Raw genomic sequence first — 20482 nt, forward strand, 5'->3', positions numbered from 1 at the left:
GTAAGTATGAATGTACCAAAAATAAGATCTGCCATATTGTATCTCCAATAAAAAAGCCACTTGTTACAGTGGCTTGTTAGTCTTAATTCATTTTTATTTTGTCTCAACTTTATAATTAAACAATGCTTTAGCCATTGCTTCGGCTTCTTCTTTTCTCATAAATACTAGCCCACGGTTCAATAAATTAAGGCTTTCAGAATTGAAGTTATAAAATGGAGCTTTATTTATAAAATCAGTATTTTCTAAATCTACGAACCAATATTCTTTCGCATTGATAAAAGTATCCAATGTTACAGACTCAGGCACTTCAATACCATTGATAAATCTTTTAGGCTTTGGCTCTTCCCACATTCCAATAATATCATTTTCATATTCATTAAGACCATTATAATATTTACCTTCTAAAGTCCAACTGGAAAATTCTGCTTTAATATCGCTATCATTACCAAAACCTTGTGTAGTGTAAAATCCGTGTAAAGGATATCCTGAATTAAATTCTTTAGGGAGCTGGTACTTAACATAAGCCTTCTTTCCATTACGTAATTGTACTGCCTCACCCGCTAATGCTTTTTCTAAATCAAATGGTTCCATAATTAATTCTCCTTTGAAAACTGATATAAGTCGGTAATTAACACTCGTTTGTTATAAGATGTACTTTCTAGATTATCAGTAATAAATACATCACCTAATCGTGAAACATTAATAAATTTATGTTTAATCCCGTTATGCATACAATATAAAGGGAATTGTTTAACATATTCTTCAATGTCAAAACTTAAGGTTGCGGGAACATCGTGCATTGACATAACCCAACGTGCATAATTAGTATCTCCCGGCTCTTTTAGTAGGGGACAATCTTCCGAGACAAAACGTAAGCCGTGATAAATAAAGTCTCGTACGTGTAAAGCTTCTTTAATTTCCATAACTAATCCTCCACTGGAACAATCAATAAATTTTTAGGACTAATATCACGATATTTAATTTGATATGCGTGTACTTGTTTTATTTCATCAAGTGGCAAGCCGTATCTTGTTTCTCGGACTATATCCCAACCAAACGAACGTGATTTTTCTAAAATAATATATTTTTTACCATCACCCATAATTAAGTCAGGTTCTTGTGGCTTAAATATTGATAGCTTCATACTCTCTCCTTTTCTACTACAAACAAACACCAGTCAATTCTTCAAGTAATTTCATAAGGTTTGCTTTTTCACCTTGCAAGGCTCGCAGCTCCCGCATTGCTTCAATAGCAACAAAATTTAAGTTGCCACACCGGTGATAGAAAAACTCTTGTAAGGTTATATCTGGCATATAATCCGAAAGATCTAAATCATCAATATCTACATCAACGTCAACATCGACAGTGACGGTATGAGTAATGATTTTCCCCATTTTTTTCTCCTATAAGGCAATAAAAACCGCTTATTCGCGGTTCGCTGTCATATTCTGAGTTTTTATATAATCCACAACCGGCACACTTACCGCTTGCTGTGGTTCAAATTGCTTACCAAGTGCAAGGCTCGCGTAGCCGATAATATCTTCCCAGTGGTCAGGAAAACTTTCATTGCCATTACAAATTCGAGTGACTTTTGCTTGTATCATTGTCATTGCGTAAGCCGCCACTTTATTTCGTTCAAATAGCTGACTATCAATAATTGGCTTCATCAAGCTGTAAAAGCTTTCTGCACCAGATACAAAGTCTCCGTGCGTTTTTTCTCGTTCGTTGAGTAGTTCGTTTGTGTTCATTTTTGCCTCATAAAAAAAGCCCTTAATTTAAGGGCTATCGTCTAAGAATAATCTTACATCGTCTAATTTAAACAATGCTATCTCTTTGATTTTAAATGCTAAATCTGTTCTTGATTGTCTAAAATCGTTTAGATATTGTTTAAATTGTCTAAGCTATAAATCAGAAAGGTTGTTTCTATATCATCATCTAATCCATCATTACTCCCTGCACTGGTGGCGTGTAGTTGCCGTTTTTGGCGTTGGTTAATCTCCAAGTTTTTCTAACGTTAACTTATATTCTGGGATAAGTTCACCATTTTTCCCTTCTTTATAAGTAATTAATTCATTATTAATATTGGCGCCTTCAATATGACGAATGACGCTGTAAATTGCTTCAATAGTTACATCTTCTGGTTCAGAATTAAAATCAATGAACCCTTTTTTATTGAGTTTAACAATAACAATCTTATTTTCAGGTGATATTCTCAAAGCATAACTAGTAATCGGTTTCATTCTCTCTCCTTATAGGATTTAAGTGCGGTCAAAAATTCGGGAATATATTTATCAAATGCCTTCATTAATATTTCATCACGTTGCGCGGTGTAAATATAAAAAGGCTGCTTTTGATATTCAGGGCAATAACTGACAAAATCCCACGTCTCATAGCCTGTTACCCATAAAGCGGATTGCACTTGAATAACGTACTCACTAGGCACGCCACCTTCGAGCAAATATTTGATATGGGTTTTCATTTTTGGGCATTTGATTTCCAGACCTTTTCTAAGGGTAGGAATGAGTCCATCAGGGCTAATCATTAGCTCTTTGTCGGCATTAAGATAGACACCGCCAACCTGTACAACATCATTGCCTGTTTCAAATTCATACGCCATTCTTGCCAGTGGCTCAAGCTGATTGCCGCGTTCCATTGCTGCGGTTTTTACGCCTTCCTTTGCACCTTCAATGCTTTCAGCAACCAGTTCAGCGAGATAATTCAGCCAGCTAGCTGACTTTTGCCCACTGTTAGACACGATATTTTTAATGCCCGTGCCGGTAGGAATGCCTAGCCGTGCGGCTAGCCATTCTTCCGAGCCTTGTTCACAATCAAGGGTGATCAAACCGTCTATCATAGTGGAATTTCCTCACTTGTTTTGTTATCAGCATTTTGTGCAGATTCATCTAATCGTCCGTTAAGAGTTTTGATAAAGTGTTCTGCTTTCGCTTTTGACAACTGCTCAATACTTTGCACACTGTAGTAGGCAAAGGCTTTTTCAGTGTCAGTGTTCGTGAGCTGAATAAGCTGATTGAGGGTGGCGATTTGTTCAGATGTGGCTAATTCGACTGCTTGCCCTTCAATCACATTCGGTTTTGGCGTGACATTTATCGGCTCTTTTTGATTTTCGATAATGCGGTCAGCTTCGTCTTGGTCGTAAATGCCCGTGAAACCAAAGGCTAGCCTTGCGCATTGGATCATCGCTTTATGGCGGAGCATTCGTTTGGGGTGGGTTTTCCAAGGACCTTGTATATCACGAAAACATTCGCTCATATATTCGGTAACGCTAATCGGTCTTGAGCGGTCTTTGCGATAGATGCGACAAGTGCATTTCTCATCATCTAAGTCAAACTCAATACCGTCAAATTGTGGGTTCTCATTTAAAATTCTCGCCCAACCGTCAACACCAACAATCGGTACAATGCCATTATTGCGATCAGGAAATGCGTAAATCTCTTTTGTCCACGGATTTAAGCCATATTGGTTAGCGACAATTAAAAGTGCGGTCATTTGGCTATCATTAACGTTGCCTTTGAATGCGGTATTTTTCAATGTCGCCATTAAGTCTGAACCGTCTGTGATTTCAAAACGGTTCGCTAATTTTTGAGTTAAAGTTTGAAGTGCGGTTGCCATAATCTATTCCTTATTTCTTTAAAATCGTTGCCTGAATACCCAATGCTTTAACTGGGGCAAAATATTCTCTTAACTGCTCAAGTGTTCCTGTGAAAGGAATTTCTTGAGCTGGGATTTTGAGGATAAATTGCGTTGCCGCAGGTAGCATTTCTTGCGCTGGCGTTTGCGGTTCAATATGCGCCGTGTTTTCATTGGTTTCTGTTTTCTCGTTGGCTTGTAATGCGTTAAGGTTTGCTTCCGCTTCTGCGCGCGCTTTTGCTTCTTGTTCCGCTTTCGCTTTTATTTCCGCTTCGCGTTTTTGTTCATCGGCAATGCGCGTCTGAATGATTGGCTCAAGTTCATCATCGCCAGTAATCAGATTGAGCCAATCCTTAAAGAGATACTCATAAGAGATAGGAATTAACTTGCGACGTGCAGAAAGTCGAGCTGCTTCTGCGGCAATTTCTGCCGCGATAAGGGTTTCTTCTGCGTTCACGGCTTTTGTGAATGTAGCAAGGGTACTACGGCGTTTAGTGGCTTCTTCTAAGCGTTTTTTGACAGTGGCTTTCGGTATAACCTGTTCAAGAGCAATACACACATCGCTTTCAAAACCTGATTTAACGGCTGAAATTCGCTCAAAAGCACCATTGACAATGTTTGCTTTAATCTCTGCTTCTTTGGTTTTCACCAGTTTTTCACGTTCTAAGCGCGCTTGGCGGAAACGTTCGGCAATGTCTTGGGCTTGTTCAAGCAATTTGTTAATATCGCCTTGCTGTGCATTTTTAATTGCCGTGCGCGTTTTATCCTCTAGCTCTTTCAGTAATTTCACTTCTTCTTTTGCTTGAGCAAAATCATTATCCGTCTCAAATGTTTGTGTGAGCGTTGATAAAAATTGATCTGCTTTCTTTTCAAAGTCGGTAATATTGCAAGCAAGCACCTTGCTTTCAGTGCTAATAATTAACTCAAATTTTTGGTTTTCCATTTACCCTCTCCCATAACAGTTACTTTTCCAATAATCGCAATCATCATCGCAAGGCTCGAAGTTATCGCTATCATCAGGATCGATTTCATCTTCGTCTTGTTGCTCAAATTGCTCATAATAATCTTGGTCGCTATCGCATTGCCAAGCACTTAAAAATCCGCGGCGTTTCATTGTGTTACCTCATAATTTTGTGAAGTTATCTTCAAAAAAGAGCATTATTCCTTGCTGTTTGCACGTCTGTATTTTCTCTTTAAATTCAGATGTTTCTTTTGCCATTCGGGGCGAATGGCAAACTGGCGTGCGATAAATATTTAAATTTGTTTTGAGATTGGCGATGTAGCCACGAAAGCCACCGTCATTAGCATAAACGCCGACTTCATAAGCGAGGTTAGTGTTACTCATTGACTTTCTCCTGCAAAAGTGCGGTGTAATTTATGAGATATTTTTCTGTCTCAGCTGTTAAATCAGGTTGTAAATCACCGTGTTCTTGTTGCCATTCTAGGCTTGCCTGGTGTTGCATTTGGGCGATTTTCTCAAGACTGAAATCTTGCGAAAGGTAGTGTTCTTGCAAATCCGTTGCTAATGCTGGGCGAAAGTAAGCAAGAGCAAAAAGTGCGGTAATGACAATAGATAAAGTGATGGCAGTGGCTTTGATTAAATCTTTCATTTTTGTTTCCTTCATAAAAAAGCCCACCTGTTACAGTGGGCAAGCGGAGGTTGTTTATGTCTGCACGGGGTTTAACGCCTTCCGTGTGGGCGTAATGAGTTTCTCCTATTTCTCACTCAGAACCGCACTCAAAGCCACCAGGAAAAAAGACTAAAAACGAGTGGCTAAGAATGCGGTTTTGAATGAAAGTTATGGCAAGGCACACTGACTACGGCAAGAAGATTGGTATAAAATAATCCGTAGATAATGACTCAGTGTGCCTTGCGATAAATGGTCGCCCCAAGCAGGGCTCGAACCTGCAACCGAATGCTCATTGAGCTGCTCTGACCTATTGAGCTATTGGGGCGTTTATTTAAAACGACACTTGTCTAACATTTCCCGCAATCATTACGGCCTTGATTCTTTGCGTGACATTCATCTCGGCTATGCTGATTTTGGTTCTCTGTAAATGCCGTTTTAGATAGACTGGAGTTTTACTTGCCCAGCCTGCAAGAACCTGTTTGCTTCCACTTTCGGCAACTGCACCGTTTTTCACTGGCTTCTGCTTCAACAGATGTTTAAAACTTGCTTTTCACTAGGTAGGTTAGGGCTTTCAATCTAACGACCGCCTAGCACCGTTGCGGATTGAATCTAAGTTCAATCCAAGCAAGCTTCTTTGGCTAAATTGTTAAAGAGCATTAAACGTTGTTTCGTTTTGATGGGTGTATAATAAAACTTAAGTTTTAATATGTAAAGCAAAAAGTTTTAAAAAGTTGCATTTAAATTAAAACAAATGTTTTAAATGGTTGATTTTTAACGAAGAATAATTTGAAAAATTTTGTTTGATCGCTTGTTTTTTGAACAATGCAAAAGCAAGGAATTGGAAACTGAGAAATGAATTTTGCTGAAATACCATTTTCGCGACGCCACGAAAATGGTTAAGCAAGGAAAGGTTGATTATCTAACAGATTGAAATGATTGTAGCTTATGGATTTAAGCACGATTTGAGTAGGGATAAGCAAGATTTTGGGCAAAAGAAAACCGCCATTGGGGCGGTTTTTATTAGATATTTTTAGCAAAGGCAATCAAATCGCTATTATTATTCCAATCAATATGCCGAATGTTAAACCGATCAAACGTACGTTTAATTGCATTCAGGACATTGATTTTATTTGCCGTGTCAGCAGTATCAAGTGTAAAAAGAATGTTTTCTTTCTTCAGCAACCCTTCTTCATCTGCGCGATTGATTTTTGATACCCAATTATCGCAATGTTCAATCATACTTGGGCTTTCAATTTGATCAAAGGCCAAGGGTTTAACCGCTTTTAGGATTTCTTTTTCACCTTCATTTTTTAACGCAAGGGGCAATTTGAATTTTGTTAATTCACCTGCTACCGTATATTCCTTGTAGCACTGTAGAATTTCATCATTTTCTGCCCTAAACAGTGCTTTAAAGCGTTGAACCATTATACTTTCTTGGTTATCGGATTTTACGCCACACAGATGAATATATCTTGTATAGAGATCGTTAAAGTAATCTTGTGGATTTTCAACTAAACCTACTGCGGCATTACTATATTGAATTATACCTTCCTTAACATCAGTATAGTGATGGAAAAAGCGCGCCATTTCCTGTGGTGTAAAATCAAATGCTTGTTCTGTAATGTAGTGTAATTCTTCGTTAATCGTATCACGCACACTTGCAAATATCTTACTACGATAGAAAAAATCATTCACGCGTTTGTCATTTTTTGCAACGAGTCGATAAGTAAGTTGGCGTTTTTCAGGCTCGCACATCAATAATCCAACATTGACGAACTCGCCAGTTTCAAAGTAAGGCTTAAACCTTACAAAGCTATATAGTATTGGTTGTTTCATTCGATGTCGTCCCAGTAATGTTCTTCATTAATCCGATTTAATAATGTTTTTATTTTGCTGATACAGTCGTCTATCTCTTGATTTTCATCATCAAGCAAGAACCATTTATCAGGTAAATTTTGGTAAATATGATCAAAGTTATTCAAAATGTCAATGGCTTTATCTGTAAAGAGCTGTTTATCAACCCAATCTAATTTCCAGTCTCTATTGGCAGGTGCAAAAATATGTTCATCGAATGTCGCACATTCATCAAATGCAAGGTTATGATCAATCACAAAAATCTTCTGCTGCCATTCATTAAATAGTAAATTGATATTTCCAGTACCTATGTTTGAAGCGGTTCTATCCGAATTAAGAATCCAGCGGTCAAACATATAAAGTAACTTTTGTAAATCTTCGGGGAAATAGCGAGGATTTTTAGCTTGCACCGTTTTGGCCACTTTTGCTTGGGCAATATGTTCGGAAGCAAAAGCTAATCCTGCAGGGAGCATTGGTTGCCATTCTGGTGAAGTGTATTCACTTGCCTGCTTAGGTATATCAACAAAACAGAATGGAGGGCAAGGCAGGCCTATTTCAATTGCTAATGCTGTTCCTATTGTTTCTGCTAATAGTTGCTCCATTGGCATCATTGCCGTTGTTTTTACGACAAACCACTGTCCATTTTCAACCTGGCAAATAAACGGACTAGTTATTCCCATCTCCATTCTTTCTCGAATGAAGGTTACTTTACTCATTTCTATCCTTTCCTTAATTGGCAACCCCAGCCTATACCCCACCTTTATCTTCACCTTTGCCCACTACCACATCAGCAAACTGATGTAGATTCTCCAATTCAATTGATAGCATACAGGTGACGAGATTCCGCAACGATGCTGGATCAACGCTCAGCAAACCTTCTAAATATTCTTTCTGCTCTGCTTTAGAATATTCAGTACGGCGTAGCGCCTCTTTGAGCAAGTCAATGAGAAACTGATCGCGTTCTTTCATTTTTAGCCACCTAATAACGTTCAACCGCCACGCCAGACTTTCTTACCTAAGATTCTGAAAGAATCGGGGGTTTCCATACTTTCATCAATATCAATAGGGGGGTAACCTTCGGCTGAACTAATTAATTGAATTCCATTTTCTGTTCTCATAAGACGCTTAATGAATAAACGTTGCTTATAAGACACCGCATAAATTTCTCCATCTTCAATGTCTATATCATCAGTATCAATAATTACAGTATCGCCATTTTCTAAATCGGGAACCATACTTGAGCCTTTTACATACATTGCTTTACAGCTATCAGGATTGATGTTGTATCGACGAAACCAAGATTTTCGCAACAATACAGGATCTTCATCGTTGATAAACCAAGCCAAGTTACCTGTTCCTGCCGATAATTTAATATCGTACATATCTATTTTTATGTAGTTATCTAATTGAGAGCCGCTCACATCATCTGCAATCTCAACATTGTGTATGTCAATAGGATTTAATGCCATATCGCCATCACCTGTTGATAACCAATCAGCCGAAACATTAAGGGCTTTTGCAAGTTTTAATAGATAACGTGGATTGAGTGTTTTTCCGTTAAGTATCTTACCAATGGCTGTTTGAGATACTCCTACATCCAAACCTAGCTCTACTTGAGTCTTGCCAGACACTTTCATTGCGTAATCTAGTCGTTCTGCTAATGAATTCATATTTCCCTCCAAATACTGTCATTTTAAAACTTTAGTTTTTAATAATCAAAAAACTAGCCTTTACATACAAAAACAAATGTTTTAATATGTTTTAAAACTTTTTAGAAAAATTTAAAACATTATGCTTACTAATAAAACTATCTTAGACATAATTACCATTGCTGGTAGCCAGCAAAAACTTGCTGATTTATGTGGCGTTTCTCAGATGACCATTAGCAAATGGCTCAATGGTGGTGGGATTAACGCCCGTTATATTCCCTTGCTTGCTCAGGCGAGCCAAGGAAAGTTCACGCCTGAAGATATTCTTAATGAATTATCTAACCCCTAATCTACCCAAAGGAAGTCGCAATGGCACGCAATAAATTAACAGAAGACGCAAGCAAGATTGCGGATTTGATTTACAAGAAGTCGTCGGAAAAGACGAATAAAGAGATTGCAGAAAAAATTGGCATCGATCCAAGTAATCTGGGGAGATTCCAATCAAATTATCTTGAGATGGTTTGTGCTTATTTGGACGAGATTGGTTTGAGCGTTCACGTCAAAGACGAATCGCGGTTAGTGCCGCAAGATGAACACAGAGCCTTGGTCACTTTAGCAAAAAAAGCGATCGAAGAAATGGAACAGCAATAAAAAACCACCGTTGCAGCGGTGGCTAATCAATTTAGGAATTAACTATGGAAGAAAATATTAATCCAAACGAAAAACAAAGTCAAAGCCAATGTAACAAAATCTTGGCTTATCTAAAAACAGGTAAAAAAATCACAGCACTTGAGGCGTTAAATCGCTTTGGCTGTATGCGTCTTTCTGCCCGTATTTTGGATTTGCGTGAGCAGGGTTATCCCATCACTGATGAGATGATGAAAGATCCAAATTCTGGCAAGCGTTATAAGGCTTATTGGCTAATGGAGACTGTGTAATGAGTATGCTCTTAATGGTTAAAGCAATGCAATGTAAAGTTGGGAATGCTACTCGTAAACTTGTTTTGCTTAAATTGGCGGATAATGCCAATGATGACGGCGTTTGCTTTCCTTCTTATCAACATATCGCTGACCAATGCGAGATCACTCGTCGCAGTGCGATCTCACACATTGAAGCGCTGATTGAGATGGGTTGGATTGAGAAAAAAGAGCGCAAAACGAAAGAAGGAAATACTTCAAACTTGTACATTCTGCGTCTTAAGAAAGATGGTGAACATTCTTCACCAGCTAGTGAAAATGCTTCACCAGATAGTGAAAATATTTCACCACCCCCTAGTGAAAATATTTCACCCAGAACCAGTCACTCTATTAACCAGTCAATTAACCATAAAAAAACTTCGCAAAAAAAATCGCAAAGTGCGGTGGAAATTTTGGCAAGTTTTGGCATTGAAGGGGAACTTGCAGAAGATTTTATCCAACACCGAAAAGCCAAACGTGCGGTAATCACCAACACGGCGATGGCGCGACTGAAAAAACAAGCGGATTTAGCCAAATTGCCACTCGGGGAGGTGGTGGCGATGATGATTGAACGTGGCTGGCAAGGCTTTCAAGCCGATTGGGATTGGAAAATTGCGGACAGCAAAAAGCCAAAATTCAGCGACGATGACGATAGCTGGTGGCGTGGCAAAACCATTGAGATTCGGGGGTATTGATGAACCAAGTTACAGCAACACAACTGCAGAATGCAATTGGGCGTGAACCAAGTTATCACGCTCCTGTGGGCAAACAAGAAATTCCACCGCACGTTGCCAAATTTGTCGATCGTCTGTTCGTTCGCCTAAAAGCGATATTCCCCGCGTGGCAAGCCGCATTTGACGATGAAGAAGGATACCAAGAAGCCAAGCACCTTTGGCTTGAAGCTTTGGTGAATAACGGGGTAACTAGCGCCGCTCAATTTAAGCGTGGTATTGCTCAAGCGGAGCGTGAGAATAAGCCATTTTTTCCAAGCGTGGGGCAATTTATCACTTGGTGCAAGCAAGATCGCTTTGAAGTGTTAGGCTTACCGAGCGAAGACGAGCTTTACCAACGGCTGAAAAAATTTCAAAGCTACGGAATGCTGGAAATCCACAAATTCCACTTTGAGAACGATGCGGAATATTGGTTGCTGACGGATTTGTATTGCAACAACCGAGAAGCCACGGAAGAAAAATTGCGCAAAGCAGTGACCAAAGCGTTGAAAGCGATGGCAGCACGCTTGGAAGCGGGCGAAACGTTGCCTAAACCGCAAATCACCCTGCCAAAGAAACCGAGCTTTGTGCCGCCTGAAAGACAACGTGAGATTAACCTGCGCGGCATTGCCGCCTGCAAAGCAGCTTTGGGGATTTTGTGATGACTAAATACAAATGCCCGAAGTGCGGTGGAGAATTGTCGGATTTATGGGATAGGCAACCTGTGAATGCTTTTATCGGTGAATATTCAGACGATAGATTCCGCTGTGAAGGGAAGCTGAAAGAAGCTAAACACGATCGTATGGGGGAATTTGTGTGGGTGAATCGTACAAAATCTTGTGGGTATTTTAGTCTTGATGAGTTAGGGATTGAAAGCGATGGAAACTAAACAACGCTTTTTCTTGCGTAATGCACGCATACAAGCGAATGCCATCGGGGTAATACATTCCCTTGCCTTAGATGAGAAAAGCCCTGTGGTGGTGGAAATAAAGCCCTTAACGCGTACGTTAGCACAGAATGCAAAACTTCACGCAATGCTAACGGATATTGCCAAGCAATGCACCTTTAACGGCAAAAAGCGAGATATTGAAACGTGGAAAATGCTTTTTGTGAGCGGTCATAAAATTGCCATTGGCGAGCAAGCGGAGATGGCGATTGGCTTTGAGGGAGAAGTGGTGAACTTACGCGAAAGCACCGCACAAATGGGCGTAAAGCGGTTAGCGAGTCTAATTGATTATGTTGATGCTTGGGCTGCGGAGCAAGGCGTGAGATTTAGCGACAAGCAAAGGTTTTACGGGTATTAAAAACCGCTCAAAAGAGCGGTTGGTAAAAAGGGGTTATTTAACAAACTTATGTACAGCGATTGCCCAAGCAACCATAACAAGTGCGAAAACGCCAAGTCCGATAGTGAGATTCATTGCTTTTCCTCCTTGCGTTGGGATTTAACTCGTTTCAATTGTCGATGCACGATCAAACCACTGTATGCACCGATAATGAGAAAAACGGTTTTAATAATTTTTAGAAGTAATGGTTCACTGTTAAAGAGAATAACAGGTATTGCCAAAATTGCAACCTTTGCGATGTCGATGGACATTTTCGCCCAGTCATCAAGGGTTTCAATTTCAATTGGTTTTTTGAATAAATTTAACATTTTGTCCTCCTTGAGGGCAGTATAACAAAAACCGCACCGAAGTGCGGTTGGATTTTGGCGAGTTTTAGAAATCAAGCAGCTTTTTTGTTGGGTTGATTTTAGGGATAACCCGTTGCCAGTTGAGTTTTTTCGATTGGGCAAATGGTTGAGTTAAACGCTGTAGGGTGGCTTGGCTTTCTTCATAATGGCGTTTGTACTCGTAGGCGTGGCTGTAAACCGCACCACTATATGTTGAGCCTAGGGCGTTGAGTGGCTCGTAAAGCTCGGCGAGTAGGGTATTCATTCGTTTGTGGCTGAACCATAACCAAGCAAGTTGTTCAAGCTCGTACTCGGTGAATTCAAAAGTGTATTTCTTTTCGGGTTCAGGTAGGGCGAGTTGTTGATTTTGTAAACTGTATTTTCCAGTTTTGCGGATTTGTGGAAGAACTTCTTCAAATACCCAGTTTTGGAATGATTTTGCGATGGGTTTTTCACTACGAAAAATGATCCGATATAAATTGGGTTCATTGATGAAGGCAGTTTTACGTTGTTTTTCATCTTTTGCCAAAGCGTACGCTAGACGTACACCTTGAGGATCTAGCATCTGGCTTTGAACTCTACGGGAATTTTGGATTTGAAAAATTCTGCAAACATCAAGCAAACAGAAAAACGGTTGATTGTCGAAAATTTCAATACGAACAGGGCTTGAATTAAAGTTGAAAAGTTGATTTGACATACTGTATTTCCTTTTGAATAGGTTGGGCGGATAGGGTGTTCAAAACCGCTACAGTGACGGCGTGGGTATTGGTTATTTCCTCACCACCCTATCCATAGATTGAATTTATTATTTGTATTGAATTTGGTTGAGAAAAGGAGAAACACCAAATTTCAGATACAAAAAAATCACATTGACGCAGTGAATGGCGACTGTAGGTATTTTAAAAGGCGTTTTGAAGCACCTTTGAGTTAAATCCTACGCTTGACCGAGGAGAATGTCAAGCGTAAGGGGGATATTAAGCCATTATTTTATCTGCGCTGACTGAGGCAAGAAAATGACTACGGTTTTTGTAATGTGGGTGTGTAGCGACAAACTCATCAATACGTTTAATTAAGTAGGCTGGCATTGTGATGTTGATACGTTCAGCTTTCCCTAAGAGGTGGCTAATATCAACATCAACAACGCCAAAGAAAATATCAACGCTTTGATAATCTGGATTGGCTTTATGTTCTTCTAGCGGGGTTGGTAGAGGAACTTCTTCATTGTCTCGGACAACTAACTCCAGATGTGATGTGATAGCTTGTTTTACATTGTTATATGCCTCTTCCAATGTATCACCAGCTGAAAAACAGCCAGGAATATCAGGCACGGAGACAACATAACCATCAGTAACTTTTTCAAGTGCGATTGGATATAACATTGATTTTCTCCTTAAAGGGGCTTATAGCCCCGCTTGTTTTCTGATTAATTTTTCAAGATGTCCTAATTCGGCTCTTGGGTGGGGAACGGTAACTTTTCCCTTTTTTTGATGATGCTCAAAATGGTGGTGGCTTCCATTTATGCTATCAAGATACCAACCATCTTGTTTGAGCAATTTTATCATTTGTTTGCTGTTCACATTTGTTTTCTCCTCGATGTGTTGTTAATTAATGTGTGTATTATAAGTATTTATTAGGCGTGTGTCAATATTTTTGTGGCGATAATGTGTATTTTTTTTGAGGTATGAATGACAAAAATACGAAAACGAAAATGCAAAATCTGTGGTGAACGTTTTGAAACCTATGACAGCTTTCGGCAATGGTGTAGCCCTGAATGTGGGGTGGCGTTGGCGAGGCTGAAGCAGGCGAAGCAGCGGGAAAAAGCAGAGCGTGAAAAAGTGCGGGCGGAAAAAGCAAAAATTCGGACGGTGAAAGAGGGGTTGAAAACGCATCATCAGCTCATTGCTGAAGCTCAAAGTGCGGTGAATAAATATATCCGTTTTCGTGATGCGAATAAGGAATGTATCTCGTGCGGTACGCCGTTGATTAGCGAGAAATTAGGCGGGGGATTTGATGCGGGGCATTATCGTAGCCGTGGTTCAGCCCCGCACTTGCGGTTTTATACGCTTAATATTTTTGGTCAATGCAAACGCTGCAATCGATGGTTGGGCGGAAATTACCACGAATATCGCGTAGGGCTGATTGAGCGTTTGGGAATCGAAAAGGTGCGAGAAATCGAAAGCGACCAACGCCCAAGGCATTATAGCGATGAGGATTTAAGGCGGATTAAGCGGATTTTTGAGCGGAAAGTGAAGTTATTAGAAAAGCGAGGTAAGCAATGGAATTAGTTTTTAACGATATTAAAAAAGTTTGCACGCAATGGGGCTATTGGGCCACACCACGATTAGGCACGGAATATCCTTGCCTTTCGGTGAGCATTCCCACGCCGATTGATGAAAGCAAAAGACGCGCCGATCCAATCAGTGAGCCATTGGCGGAAGAAATTGAACGTTGTGTGTTGGTGATGCGGAAAACCACCCCTGAGCTTTACGATTTATTTATGGCAACTTACGCTTACCGTTTGCCACTTTATAATGAGTACGATCACAATCGTGCGTTAGTAAGAATGGGGATTTTGGAAAGGTTTGAGATTAAGAAAACACGTTATTTTGAGCAGATGAAAATCGCTGAAACGGCATTGAAATTGATGTTAAGTAAAAACAAGTGCATTTTCTTGGCGTGATGTATAAAAAACGCTTGTTTTGTCCGAACTAAAAGTGTATGATTTTATCTATAGTGCGGTTTTGCACGTTTAAAACGCACGAATGAATTTTTACAGCCCTGATCGGAAACGGTCGGGGCTTTTTATTGCCTCGAAAACAGGAGGCGGAGTATGAAAATTATGAAAGATATGGGAACGCAAAGCTATATCTGGTCTGGCTTTGGTGGATTTATTGCGTGGCTTGGTGATCAACAGAATTTAATGATGTTGAGCCTTGCCATTGGTATTGTTACCGCACTTGCTAATTTGTATCAGCGTTGCCGTGAGGGGCAGGCTAAAAAACGAGATGAAGAGCGTAAGGAAGAAATCCATCAGCTCACAGTGGCAAGATTGAAAAAGGGGCTGGATATTAAATGAAGCATTTCAAAAAAATTGCGGGCTGTTCGGTTGTGGCTATCATTGGTTTAGTAATGCTTAATCACTCCGATGAAATCCGTACCACCCAAAAGGGAATGGAATTAATCGGCGAAGCAGAAAGTTGTATGCGTGAGCCGTATAAATGCCCTGCGGATGTGTGGACGGTTGGAATTGGGTCAACGGGTGATATTACTTTTGGCAAGGTGTACTCGGATAAAGAGATTGCCGACCGCTGGGCCAAAGATATTCAAACAGCGGAACAGTGCGTCAACCGTTATGCCAACGGCAAAGCTTTACCACAAGGGGCATTTGAGGCATTAACCTCGCTGACCTTTAACGTAGGCTGTGGCAAACTCAAAACCTCTACGATTTATCGTTACGCAAAACAAGGTGATATTGCTGCAATGTGTGAGCAGTTCCCGCGATGGAAATACTCAAGCGGAAAAATTCTGAAAGGCTTAGTAGTCCGCCGAGAGAAAGAGAAAGCATTATGTTTAACCAGTTTAAAACGTGGCTAAATCTCACCGCACTTTGTCTGATTTTGGGCTTGTGTGGTTGGGTTTGGTATCAGTCACAGATGATAAGTAGCTTAAAAGCCAAAAATCAAATGCAAGCCCAAACCATCACCACGCAAAGCCAAACTATCGCAAGCCTTAAAGCAGAGGCAAAACGTAATTATCAACTTACCCAAGAAGTTACACAATCAGAAAGTAAAATCAGGGAGCAATCCGATAATGTTATTCGTACAATTCAAACGCAGGTTAAAAATGTGGACGCTCATAATGCTCCTGCTCCTCGTAATGTTATTGAGTTCTTGCAGCAGTCAGATTGAGACTACGCATTGCCCAAGCATTCCGCCCGTGCTATTAGGGCATTTGGATAAGACAGCATTTAGTGGTCGCACTTATGGTGATGTAACACAGTATGCCGTGATACTCAAACGTGAGCGTGATATGTGTCTTAATCGGATTGATAAGATTAGAGACTGGCAAGTGGAGTTACATAAATGAGTAGGGCTAGTTGGCATCATCTTTATCATCGTAAGGCGTGGAAGCAACTACGCTTAGACCAATTAGCAAAACACCCCTTATGCGTTTTCTGTGCTCAAGCGGGCAAACTTACCCCCGCTACGGTAGTGGACCACATTACCCCCCACAAGGGCAATCTAGATTTATTCTTTGATCCCGATAATTTGCAATCACTTTGTAAGTTACATCACGACAGCGCAAAACAAAAAGCTGAAATTAAAAAACTTAATCATATTGGCTGTGATGCAAGTGGATTTCCTATCGACCCAGACCACCCATTCAATAAGGGGGAGGGCGGGTAAAAAGTTCAGGCAAACGGCTTGGGCTACCGCGTGGGGAACTCTGCGTGATCGCTATTACAGTTTTTCTACCCTTTTTTTAGCACTTTAGGAGGCCTTTTATGAGTGGACGCAAATTGCGTAGTGATAGCACCACTGCAAAAGTGTTAGCCACCAAAGCGGCACAAACCAAGCTATCACCACCACAAAAATTAACAAAATTAGAAACGCGCTATTGGAACAGTATTATCAATAGCCGTGCCTTAGACAGTTGGACGCCGATCGACCAAGAACGGGCGGTAAAACTGGCAAAACTTTATGTAGAAATTGATGACTACGAACACGAATTGGCAACACAAGCGCGTCGCTGGGTAAAAACAGACACCGGCACAATGAAAATGCACCCGCTGCACTATGTGATCGAAGACTTATATAAGCGTGAAATCCAAATGTGCCGCAGCTTACAAATTCATAGTCGTGCCACAAATGGCGAAAGCCGTGATCAAGTGAAAACCAATCAGCTTTATCAAGAGGCGCGGAATGCGATCAACGATGATGACGGCTTAATTGCAAGGGTGTTTAACTGATGACGACGGCAGAAAAAGTTATCGCCTTTATTGAAAAATATTGTTTTGTTCCAGAGGGGGCGTTAGTAGGAAGCCCGATTAAATTAGAGGATTTCCAAAAACGCTTTATTTTTGACGTTTATGACAATCCATACGGTACCACACACGGTATTTTGTCGATTGGGCGTAAAAATGGAAAAACGGCACTTATCGCGTGTTTATTACTGGCGCATTTAGTGGGGCCTGTTGCCATCTTAAATAGCCAGATTGTCAGTGGCGCGCTGAGTCGTGAACAAGCCGCTCTCGTGTTTAACCTCGCGGTAAAAATGATCCAACTTAACCCTAAACTGACTACCCTTGTTGATATTAAGCCAAGTGGTAAGCGGCTGATTGGACGGCCAATGAATGTTGAATACAAAGCCTTAGCCGCAGATGGTAAAACCGCACAAGGTTTATCGCCAGTGCTGGCGATTTTAGATGAAGTAGGGCAAGTGCAAGGCAGTCAATCGGCTTTCGTTGATGCGATTACGACCGCACAAGGCGCGCATAAGAGCCCATTATTGCTCACCATTAGCACACAAGCCGCAAATGACGCAGATTTGCTTTCAATTTGGATTGATGACGCAATTAACAGTGGCGATCCACATACGGTTTGCCACGTTTACAGCGCGGATAAAGACTTAAAAATTACTGATCCGAAAGCGTGGAAACAAGCCAATCCTGCGTTAGGTGTGTTCCGCAGTGAGGAAGACATCAAAAAATTGGCAGACAAAGCTAACCGAATGCCAAGTTTTGAAAATACGTTCCGCAATTTGAATCTCAACCAGCGGGTTAGCACAGTATCCACGTTTGTTACGCAAGATGTTTGGAAAGCCAATGGCGAAGTGGGACAGCCACCGACGGGATTAAGTGTGTATGGCGGTTTAGATTTATCCGCCCGAACAGACTTAACCTCGCTGGTGCTGGTTGCCAAAGATCCAAGCGGCAAAACCAATGTTTATAGTTATTTCTGGACGCCGGAACAAGGTTTGATTGACCGCGCAAAGCGCGATCGGAGCCCTTATGATGTGTGGGCAAAACAAGGTTTTATCCGCACAACACCCGGTGCCTCCGTGGATTATGCTCACGTTGTACGGGATATTGCCGACATCTTAAGTGATTTTGATATTTCCTCAATTGCGTTTGACCGATGGCGAATGGATATTTTCAAAAAAGAAATGGACGCACAGGGCATTACGTTGCCCCTAGTGCCTTTTGGTCAAGGATTTAAGGATATGTCGCCGGCAATTGACACCTTAGAAAGCCAATTGCTTAATGGACAACTGCGCCACGGTATGCACCCCGTTTTAACGATGTGTGCGGCAAACGCAGTCATTACCAAAGATCCAGCCGGCAACCGAAAATTTGAAAAACACAAAGCAACGGGACGAATTGACGGAATGGTCGCACTTGCTATGGCGCTTGGTATAGCAGAAAGTGCGGAAACGCCATTGAATATTGATGCATTTTTACAGGATATGATTATCGGATGAGTACACTAAATGATAAAAACTGGTGGAGCCGTTTTTACCAACGCTGGTTTTCAGGCGGAAAACGCCTTGATAAAGGCAGCGTTGTAGAACCCTTTGTAAGTGAGGCAAGTGGCGCAGGCGAAACGGTAAATGGCGAAACCGCCTTAAAATTAAGTGCAGTTTGGGCTTGTGTGCGGTTACGCAGTCAAACCATTGCATCACTGCCTTTCCACCTTAAAAATGAGCAACGGCAAATCGCTCGCGATCACCCTCTTTACAAAATTATTCACGACACGCCCAATGCGGATATGTGTGCCAGTGAGTTTTGGGAAGCGGTGATTGCTAACCTTGATTTATGGGGTAACGCCTATTGTCGCATAAATCGGATTGGTGAGCGTGTGGTTGCATTGGATATTCTTGACCCACAGTATATGCAGGTGCAACGCAGTGATAACGGTGAAATCCGCTACATTTACACCAAAAATAACGTGGACGGCGGCAATTACGCCGAACGGGATATTTTGCATTTTAGAGGTTTTACCCTTGATGGGTTAATTGGATTATCCCCTATTCGCTACCAAGCACAAGTAATGGGCTTGCAAACGGCTGCGAATAATGCCGCCGCCAAAGCCTTTAAGAATAATTTAAAAGCGGGAGGTTTTCTGAAAACCGGTGAGCGGATTTTATCCGATGAGCAACGCAAGCGCGTGCGAGAGGGGCTAAGCGAATTTGGCAAGCCTGAAAACGCTGGCAAGTGGATGGTGCTTGAAGCAGGAATGGAACCCGCCAATATGTCAGGCAGTTGGATCAACCCCCAAGACGCTCAATTATTGGAAAGCCGCTATTTTGGGATTGAGGAAATTTGCCGTGCCTTTGGTGTACCGCCTCAATTAATTTATAGCACGGATAAATCGTCATCTTGGGCATCAAGTGCAGAGCAAATTACGCAAAATTTCCTGACTTACTCACTCAATCCAATGCTAAAACGGATTGAACAAACTATTACACGCAAATTGCTGAAACCTGAAGAGCGGTCAAAAATTTACCCTATTTTTAGTGTAGAAGGGTTATTGCGTGCAGACAGCGCAGGAAGAGCGAGTTTTTACACCGCACTGTTGCAAAATGGCGTAATGACCCGAAACGAAGTGCGGGCATTAGAAAATCTCCCCGCCGTGGAGGGCGCAGATCAACTGACTGTACAACTTAATTTGACCGCGATTGATAAAATCGGAAAGGACATAACCAATGACAAACCGAACTAAAGATCTCTTATTTAAAGCCGAAGCCATCAAAGAAGATGGCTTTTTTTCGGGCTATTGCAACGTGTTTGATGTGAAAGATGCCTACGATGAGATCGTACGCAAAGGGGCATTTTTAGACACCATCAAGATGTGGAAAGAGCAAGGCAAAATGCCGCCGGTATTATGGAACCACGACCGTGATCAGCCTATCGGCGTATGGACACTGCTTAAAGAAGATGAGAAAGGCTTATACGGCGAAGGGCGATTACTGATTAACGACGTGGCAAAAGCCAAAGAAGTGCACGCTTTAATGATGGCGGGTGCCATTGATGGGCTCTCTATTGGCTATCGGGTAAATAAGTGGGCCTATGATGAAAAAGAGGACTCGACAGAATTACTTGCCATTGAGTTAAGAGAAATCTCGGTAGTTACTTTTCCCGCCAATGAGGCAAGTCGTGTGGAAAAAGTGAAATCCGTGTTAGAGAAAGGCAGATTGCCTACTCTTGCCGAATTTGAGAAAGCCCTAAGAGATTTAGGGTTTTCACGAACACAAGCCGTAACTGTTGCTAGCTACGGCTTGAAAAAACTCATTCAGGGCGAGCCTGAAGAAAAATCACTTAGCAACGCATTAACCATTCTTAAATCCATTACGGGAGAACATTAAT

General features: G+C 41.2%; 39 protein-coding genes and 1 tRNA gene. 18 read left to right on the plus strand and 22 right to left on the minus strand.

Features of this window, described 5'->3' with window-relative positions:
- Positions 1-93: 93 nt before the first annotated feature.
- The 18 genes from C3007_RS06980 to C3007_RS07060 all read right to left on the minus strand — a co-directional run bounded on the left by C3007_RS06980 (position 94) and on the right by C3007_RS07060 (position 8803).
- Positions 94-591 (minus strand): hypothetical protein, encoded by a 498-nt coding sequence (locus C3007_RS06980; RefSeq protein WP_103853766.1) that lies wholly within the window; start codon positions 589-591, stop codon positions 94-96.
- A gap of 2 nt (positions 592-593) precedes the next feature.
- Positions 594-923, minus strand: a complete 330-nt coding sequence (locus tag C3007_RS06985; protein ID WP_103853767.1) for a hypothetical protein — start codon at positions 921-923, stop codon at positions 594-596.
- A 2-nt stretch (positions 924-925) separates the two neighbouring features.
- On the minus strand, positions 926-1144 hold the full coding sequence (locus C3007_RS06990) for a hypothetical protein (protein WP_103853768.1): 219 nt from the start codon (positions 1142-1144) through the stop codon (positions 926-928).
- Between the two features lie 16 nt (positions 1145-1160).
- On the minus strand, positions 1161-1394 hold the full coding sequence (locus C3007_RS06995) for a hypothetical protein (protein WP_103853769.1): 234 nt from the start codon (positions 1392-1394) through the stop codon (positions 1161-1163).
- 30 nt (positions 1395-1424) lie between these two features.
- Entirely contained in the window at positions 1425-1748 is a 324-nt protein-coding gene (locus C3007_RS07000; protein ID WP_103853770.1) for a DUF6378 domain-containing protein, read from the minus strand.
- A gap of 243 nt (positions 1749-1991) precedes the next feature.
- Positions 1992-2240, minus strand: a complete 249-nt coding sequence (locus tag C3007_RS07005; RefSeq protein WP_103853771.1) for a hypothetical protein — start codon at positions 2238-2240, stop codon at positions 1992-1994.
- On the minus strand, positions 2237-2854 hold the full coding sequence (locus C3007_RS07010; protein WP_103853772.1) for a YqaJ viral recombinase family protein: 618 nt from the start codon (positions 2852-2854) through the stop codon (positions 2237-2239). Before C3007_RS07010 ends, C3007_RS07005 begins: the two co-directional genes overlap by 4 nt.
- The gene (bet, locus tag C3007_RS07015) at positions 2851-3630 is read right to left on the minus strand and encodes a phage recombination protein Bet (protein ID WP_103853773.1); all 780 of its coding nucleotides are present in this window, start codon (positions 3628-3630) and stop codon (positions 2851-2853) included. The genes C3007_RS07010 and bet overlap by 4 nt, the downstream gene beginning before the upstream one ends.
- A gap of 10 nt (positions 3631-3640) precedes the next feature.
- Positions 3641-4591: a hypothetical protein gene (locus tag C3007_RS07020; RefSeq protein ID WP_103853774.1), complete on the minus strand. Its 951-nt coding sequence runs from the start codon at positions 4589-4591 to the stop codon at positions 3641-3643.
- Positions 4592-4762, minus strand: coding sequence for a hypothetical protein (locus C3007_RS11545; RefSeq protein WP_165779963.1), 171 nt, complete (start codon positions 4760-4762; stop codon positions 4592-4594). It abuts the gene before it with no gap.
- A gap of 9 nt (positions 4763-4771) precedes the next feature.
- On the minus strand, positions 4772-4993 hold the full coding sequence (locus C3007_RS07025) for a hypothetical protein (RefSeq protein WP_103853775.1): 222 nt from the start codon (positions 4991-4993) through the stop codon (positions 4772-4774).
- A complete protein-coding gene (locus tag C3007_RS07030) occupies positions 4986-5258 on the minus strand; it encodes a hypothetical protein (protein WP_103853776.1) in 273 nt (90 codons plus the stop codon). The genes C3007_RS07025 and C3007_RS07030 overlap by 8 nt, the downstream gene beginning before the upstream one ends.
- Positions 5259-5533: 275 nt before the next feature.
- Positions 5534-5604 (minus strand) — tRNA-Ala (locus C3007_RS07035).
- A gap of 6 nt (positions 5605-5610) precedes the next feature.
- On the minus strand, positions 5611-5793 hold the full coding sequence (locus tag C3007_RS07040) for a hypothetical protein (protein ID WP_103853777.1): 183 nt from the start codon (positions 5791-5793) through the stop codon (positions 5611-5613).
- Between the two features lie 506 nt (positions 5794-6299).
- A complete protein-coding gene (locus C3007_RS07045) occupies positions 6300-7115 on the minus strand; it encodes a DUF3037 domain-containing protein (RefSeq protein WP_103853778.1) in 816 nt (271 codons plus the stop codon).
- Complete coding sequence (locus C3007_RS07050) at positions 7112-7849, minus strand: HipA family kinase (RefSeq protein ID WP_103853779.1); 738 nt, start codon at positions 7847-7849, stop codon at positions 7112-7114. Before C3007_RS07050 ends, C3007_RS07045 begins: the two co-directional genes overlap by 4 nt.
- 31 nt (positions 7850-7880) lie before the next feature.
- Complete coding sequence (locus tag C3007_RS07055) at positions 7881-8102, minus strand: hypothetical protein (protein ID WP_103853780.1); 222 nt, start codon at positions 8100-8102, stop codon at positions 7881-7883.
- Between the two features lie 20 nt (positions 8103-8122).
- Positions 8123-8803 (minus strand): XRE family transcriptional regulator, encoded by a 681-nt coding sequence (locus C3007_RS07060; protein ID WP_103853781.1) that lies wholly within the window; start codon positions 8801-8803, stop codon positions 8123-8125.
- A gap of 121 nt (positions 8804-8924) precedes the next feature.
- Here C3007_RS07060 and C3007_RS07065 point away from each other — a divergent pair, with 121 nt between their 5' ends.
- From C3007_RS07065 to C3007_RS07095, 7 genes are read left to right on the plus strand one after another with little or no spacing between them, the layout of a single operon-like run.
- Positions 8925-9131: a YdaS family helix-turn-helix protein gene (locus C3007_RS07065; protein WP_103853782.1), complete on the plus strand. Its 207-nt coding sequence runs from the start codon at positions 8925-8927 to the stop codon at positions 9129-9131.
- 20 nt (positions 9132-9151) lie between these two features.
- Positions 9152-9433, plus strand: a complete 282-nt coding sequence (locus C3007_RS07070) for a hypothetical protein (RefSeq protein WP_103853783.1) — start codon at positions 9152-9154, stop codon at positions 9431-9433.
- Between the two features lie 44 nt (positions 9434-9477).
- Complete coding sequence (locus C3007_RS07075) at positions 9478-9720, plus strand: helix-turn-helix domain-containing protein (RefSeq protein ID WP_103853784.1); 243 nt, start codon at positions 9478-9480, stop codon at positions 9718-9720.
- Positions 9720-10433, plus strand: coding sequence for a helix-turn-helix domain-containing protein (locus tag C3007_RS07080; RefSeq protein ID WP_103853785.1), 714 nt, complete (start codon positions 9720-9722; stop codon positions 10431-10433). The genes C3007_RS07075 and C3007_RS07080 overlap by 1 nt, the downstream gene beginning before the upstream one ends.
- Positions 10433-11110, plus strand: coding sequence for a replication protein P (locus C3007_RS07085; protein ID WP_103853786.1), 678 nt, complete (start codon positions 10433-10435; stop codon positions 11108-11110). The genes C3007_RS07080 and C3007_RS07085 overlap by 1 nt, the downstream gene beginning before the upstream one ends.
- On the plus strand, positions 11110-11337 hold the full coding sequence (locus C3007_RS07090) for a hypothetical protein (RefSeq protein WP_103853787.1): 228 nt from the start codon (positions 11110-11112) through the stop codon (positions 11335-11337). Before C3007_RS07085 ends, C3007_RS07090 begins: the two co-directional genes overlap by 1 nt.
- Positions 11327-11752, plus strand: a complete 426-nt coding sequence (locus C3007_RS07095) for a recombination protein NinB (RefSeq protein WP_103853788.1) — start codon at positions 11327-11329, stop codon at positions 11750-11752. The genes C3007_RS07090 and C3007_RS07095 overlap by 11 nt, the downstream gene beginning before the upstream one ends.
- Positions 11753-11862: 110 nt before the next feature.
- Here C3007_RS07095 and C3007_RS07100 read toward each other — a convergent pair whose 3' ends face one another.
- The 4 genes from C3007_RS07100 to C3007_RS07115 all read right to left on the minus strand — a co-directional run bounded on the left by C3007_RS07100 (position 11863) and on the right by C3007_RS07115 (position 13694).
- Positions 11863-12099 (minus strand): hypothetical protein, encoded by a 237-nt coding sequence (locus C3007_RS07100; protein WP_103853789.1) that lies wholly within the window; start codon positions 12097-12099, stop codon positions 11863-11865.
- Positions 12100-12163: 64 nt separating this feature from the next.
- Entirely contained in the window at positions 12164-12814 is a 651-nt protein-coding gene (locus C3007_RS07105; protein WP_103853790.1) for a P22AR C-terminal domain-containing protein, read from the minus strand.
- Between the two features lie 277 nt (positions 12815-13091).
- Positions 13092-13496 (minus strand): type II toxin-antitoxin system HicB family antitoxin, encoded by a 405-nt coding sequence (locus C3007_RS07110; RefSeq protein ID WP_017807335.1) that lies wholly within the window; start codon positions 13494-13496, stop codon positions 13092-13094.
- 21 nt (positions 13497-13517) lie between these two features.
- Positions 13518-13694 (minus strand): type II toxin-antitoxin system HicA family toxin, encoded by a 177-nt coding sequence (locus tag C3007_RS07115; RefSeq protein WP_017807336.1) that lies wholly within the window; start codon positions 13692-13694, stop codon positions 13518-13520.
- Between the two features lie 108 nt (positions 13695-13802).
- Here C3007_RS07115 and C3007_RS07120 point away from each other — a divergent pair, with 108 nt between their 5' ends.
- From C3007_RS07120 to C3007_RS07170, 11 genes are all read left to right on the plus strand, one after another.
- Positions 13803-14402, plus strand: coding sequence for a recombination protein NinG (locus C3007_RS07120; RefSeq protein ID WP_103853791.1), 600 nt, complete (start codon positions 13803-13805; stop codon positions 14400-14402).
- On the plus strand, positions 14393-14797 hold the full coding sequence (locus C3007_RS07125; RefSeq protein ID WP_103853792.1) for a hypothetical protein: 405 nt from the start codon (positions 14393-14395) through the stop codon (positions 14795-14797). Before C3007_RS07120 ends, C3007_RS07125 begins: the two co-directional genes overlap by 10 nt.
- Positions 14798-14947: 150 nt before the next feature.
- The gene (locus C3007_RS07130; RefSeq protein ID WP_172459846.1) at positions 14948-15193 is read left to right on the plus strand and encodes a phage holin family protein; all 246 of its coding nucleotides are present in this window, start codon (positions 14948-14950) and stop codon (positions 15191-15193) included.
- Positions 15190-15711: a lysozyme gene (locus tag C3007_RS07135; protein WP_103853793.1), complete on the plus strand. Its 522-nt coding sequence runs from the start codon at positions 15190-15192 to the stop codon at positions 15709-15711. The genes C3007_RS07130 and C3007_RS07135 overlap by 4 nt, the downstream gene beginning before the upstream one ends.
- Complete coding sequence (locus C3007_RS07140) at positions 15684-16025, plus strand: DUF2570 family protein (RefSeq protein WP_103853794.1); 342 nt, start codon at positions 15684-15686, stop codon at positions 16023-16025. The genes C3007_RS07135 and C3007_RS07140 overlap by 28 nt, the downstream gene beginning before the upstream one ends.
- Complete coding sequence (gene lysC / locus C3007_RS07145; RefSeq protein ID WP_243397671.1) at positions 15994-16203, plus strand: Rz1-like lysis system protein LysC; 210 nt, start codon at positions 15994-15996, stop codon at positions 16201-16203. The genes C3007_RS07140 and lysC overlap by 32 nt, the downstream gene beginning before the upstream one ends.
- On the plus strand, positions 16200-16523 hold the full coding sequence (locus C3007_RS07150) for an HNH endonuclease (RefSeq protein WP_103853795.1): 324 nt from the start codon (positions 16200-16202) through the stop codon (positions 16521-16523). Before lysC ends, C3007_RS07150 begins: the two co-directional genes overlap by 4 nt.
- A 98-nt stretch (positions 16524-16621) precedes the next feature.
- Positions 16622-17086, plus strand: coding sequence for a terminase (locus C3007_RS07155; protein ID WP_103853796.1), 465 nt, complete (start codon positions 16622-16624; stop codon positions 17084-17086).
- Entirely contained in the window at positions 17086-18597 is a 1512-nt protein-coding gene (locus C3007_RS07160; protein WP_103853797.1) for a terminase large subunit, read from the plus strand. Before C3007_RS07155 ends, C3007_RS07160 begins: the two co-directional genes overlap by 1 nt.
- Positions 18594-19838, plus strand: a complete 1245-nt coding sequence (locus C3007_RS07165) for a phage portal protein (RefSeq protein WP_103853798.1) — start codon at positions 18594-18596, stop codon at positions 19836-19838. Before C3007_RS07160 ends, C3007_RS07165 begins: the two co-directional genes overlap by 4 nt.
- Complete coding sequence (locus C3007_RS07170; RefSeq protein WP_065231297.1) at positions 19822-20481, plus strand: HK97 family phage prohead protease; 660 nt, start codon at positions 19822-19824, stop codon at positions 20479-20481. The genes C3007_RS07165 and C3007_RS07170 overlap by 17 nt, the downstream gene beginning before the upstream one ends.
- Position 20482 lies beyond the last annotated feature (1 nt).

This window comes from Avibacterium gallinarum (assembly GCF_002921135.1).
GTDB classification, from domain to species: Bacteria; Pseudomonadota; Gammaproteobacteria; order Enterobacterales; family Pasteurellaceae; genus Avibacterium; species Avibacterium gallinarum.

Excerpts from the sequence above, each read along its gene's own strand:
- C3007_RS06980 (WP_103853766.1), bottom strand. The coding sequence starts at position 591 with ATGGAACCATTTGATTTAGAAAAAGCATTAGCGGGTGAGGCAGTACAA.
- C3007_RS06985 (WP_103853767.1), bottom strand. The coding sequence starts at position 923 with ATGGAAATTAAAGAAGCTTTACACGTACGAGACTTTATTTATCACGGC.
- C3007_RS06990 (WP_103853768.1), bottom strand. The coding sequence starts at position 1,144 with ATGAAGCTATCAATATTTAAGCCACAAGAACCTGACTTAATTATGGGT.
- C3007_RS06995 (WP_103853769.1), bottom strand. The coding sequence starts at position 1,394 with ATGGGGAAAATCATTACTCATACCGTCACTGTCGATGTTGACGTTGAT.
- C3007_RS07000 (WP_103853770.1), bottom strand. The coding sequence starts at position 1,748 with ATGAACACAAACGAACTACTCAACGAACGAGAAAAAACGCACGGAGAC.
- C3007_RS07005 (WP_103853771.1), bottom strand. The coding sequence starts at position 2,240 with ATGAAACCGATTACTAGTTATGCTTTGAGAATATCACCTGAAAATAAG.
- C3007_RS07010 (WP_103853772.1), bottom strand. The coding sequence starts at position 2,854 with ATGATAGACGGTTTGATCACCCTTGATTGTGAACAAGGCTCGGAAGAA.
- bet (WP_103853773.1), bottom strand. The coding sequence starts at position 3,630 with ATGGCAACCGCACTTCAAACTTTAACTCAAAAATTAGCGAACCGTTTT.
- C3007_RS07020 (WP_103853774.1), bottom strand. The coding sequence starts at position 4,591 with ATGGAAAACCAAAAATTTGAGTTAATTATTAGCACTGAAAGCAAGGTG.
- C3007_RS11545 (WP_165779963.1), bottom strand. The coding sequence starts at position 4,762 with ATGAAACGCCGCGGATTTTTAAGTGCTTGGCAATGCGATAGCGACCAA.
- C3007_RS07025 (WP_103853775.1), bottom strand. The coding sequence starts at position 4,993 with ATGAGTAACACTAACCTCGCTTATGAAGTCGGCGTTTATGCTAATGAC.
- C3007_RS07030 (WP_103853776.1), bottom strand. The coding sequence starts at position 5,258 with ATGAAAGATTTAATCAAAGCCACTGCCATCACTTTATCTATTGTCATT.
- C3007_RS07045 (WP_103853778.1), bottom strand. The coding sequence starts at position 7,115 with ATGAAACAACCAATACTATATAGCTTTGTAAGGTTTAAGCCTTACTTT.
- C3007_RS07050 (WP_103853779.1), bottom strand. The coding sequence starts at position 7,849 with ATGAGTAAAGTAACCTTCATTCGAGAAAGAATGGAGATGGGAATAACT.
- C3007_RS07055 (WP_103853780.1), bottom strand. The coding sequence starts at position 8,102 with ATGAAAGAACGCGATCAGTTTCTCATTGACTTGCTCAAAGAGGCGCTA.
- C3007_RS07060 (WP_103853781.1), bottom strand. The coding sequence starts at position 8,803 with ATGAATTCATTAGCAGAACGACTAGATTACGCAATGAAAGTGTCTGGC.
- C3007_RS07065 (WP_103853782.1), top strand. The coding sequence starts at position 8,925 with ATGCTTACTAATAAAACTATCTTAGACATAATTACCATTGCTGGTAGC.
- C3007_RS07070 (WP_103853783.1), top strand. The coding sequence starts at position 9,152 with ATGGCACGCAATAAATTAACAGAAGACGCAAGCAAGATTGCGGATTTG.
- C3007_RS07075 (WP_103853784.1), top strand. The coding sequence starts at position 9,478 with ATGGAAGAAAATATTAATCCAAACGAAAAACAAAGTCAAAGCCAATGT.
- C3007_RS07080 (WP_103853785.1), top strand. The coding sequence starts at position 9,720 with ATGAGTATGCTCTTAATGGTTAAAGCAATGCAATGTAAAGTTGGGAAT.
- C3007_RS07085 (WP_103853786.1), top strand. The coding sequence starts at position 10,433 with ATGAACCAAGTTACAGCAACACAACTGCAGAATGCAATTGGGCGTGAA.
- C3007_RS07090 (WP_103853787.1), top strand. The coding sequence starts at position 11,110 with ATGACTAAATACAAATGCCCGAAGTGCGGTGGAGAATTGTCGGATTTA.
- C3007_RS07095 (WP_103853788.1), top strand. The coding sequence starts at position 11,327 with ATGGAAACTAAACAACGCTTTTTCTTGCGTAATGCACGCATACAAGCG.
- C3007_RS07100 (WP_103853789.1), bottom strand. The coding sequence starts at position 12,099 with ATGTTAAATTTATTCAAAAAACCAATTGAAATTGAAACCCTTGATGAC.
- C3007_RS07105 (WP_103853790.1), bottom strand. The coding sequence starts at position 12,814 with ATGTCAAATCAACTTTTCAACTTTAATTCAAGCCCTGTTCGTATTGAA.
- C3007_RS07110 (WP_017807335.1), bottom strand. The coding sequence starts at position 13,496 with ATGTTATATCCAATCGCACTTGAAAAAGTTACTGATGGTTATGTTGTC.
- C3007_RS07120 (WP_103853791.1), top strand. The coding sequence starts at position 13,803 with ATGACAAAAATACGAAAACGAAAATGCAAAATCTGTGGTGAACGTTTT.
- C3007_RS07125 (WP_103853792.1), top strand. The coding sequence starts at position 14,393 with ATGGAATTAGTTTTTAACGATATTAAAAAAGTTTGCACGCAATGGGGC.
- C3007_RS07130 (WP_172459846.1), top strand. The coding sequence starts at position 14,948 with ATGAAAATTATGAAAGATATGGGAACGCAAAGCTATATCTGGTCTGGC.
- C3007_RS07135 (WP_103853793.1), top strand. The coding sequence starts at position 15,190 with ATGAAGCATTTCAAAAAAATTGCGGGCTGTTCGGTTGTGGCTATCATT.
- C3007_RS07140 (WP_103853794.1), top strand. The coding sequence starts at position 15,684 with ATGTTTAACCAGTTTAAAACGTGGCTAAATCTCACCGCACTTTGTCTG.
- lysC (WP_243397671.1), top strand. The coding sequence starts at position 15,994 with ATGTTATTGAGTTCTTGCAGCAGTCAGATTGAGACTACGCATTGCCCA.
- C3007_RS07150 (WP_103853795.1), top strand. The coding sequence starts at position 16,200 with ATGAGTAGGGCTAGTTGGCATCATCTTTATCATCGTAAGGCGTGGAAG.
- C3007_RS07155 (WP_103853796.1), top strand. The coding sequence starts at position 16,622 with ATGAGTGGACGCAAATTGCGTAGTGATAGCACCACTGCAAAAGTGTTA.
- C3007_RS07160 (WP_103853797.1), top strand. The coding sequence starts at position 17,086 with ATGACGACGGCAGAAAAAGTTATCGCCTTTATTGAAAAATATTGTTTT.
- C3007_RS07165 (WP_103853798.1), top strand. The coding sequence starts at position 18,594 with ATGAGTACACTAAATGATAAAAACTGGTGGAGCCGTTTTTACCAACGC.
- C3007_RS07170 (WP_065231297.1), top strand. The coding sequence starts at position 19,822 with ATGACAAACCGAACTAAAGATCTCTTATTTAAAGCCGAAGCCATCAAA.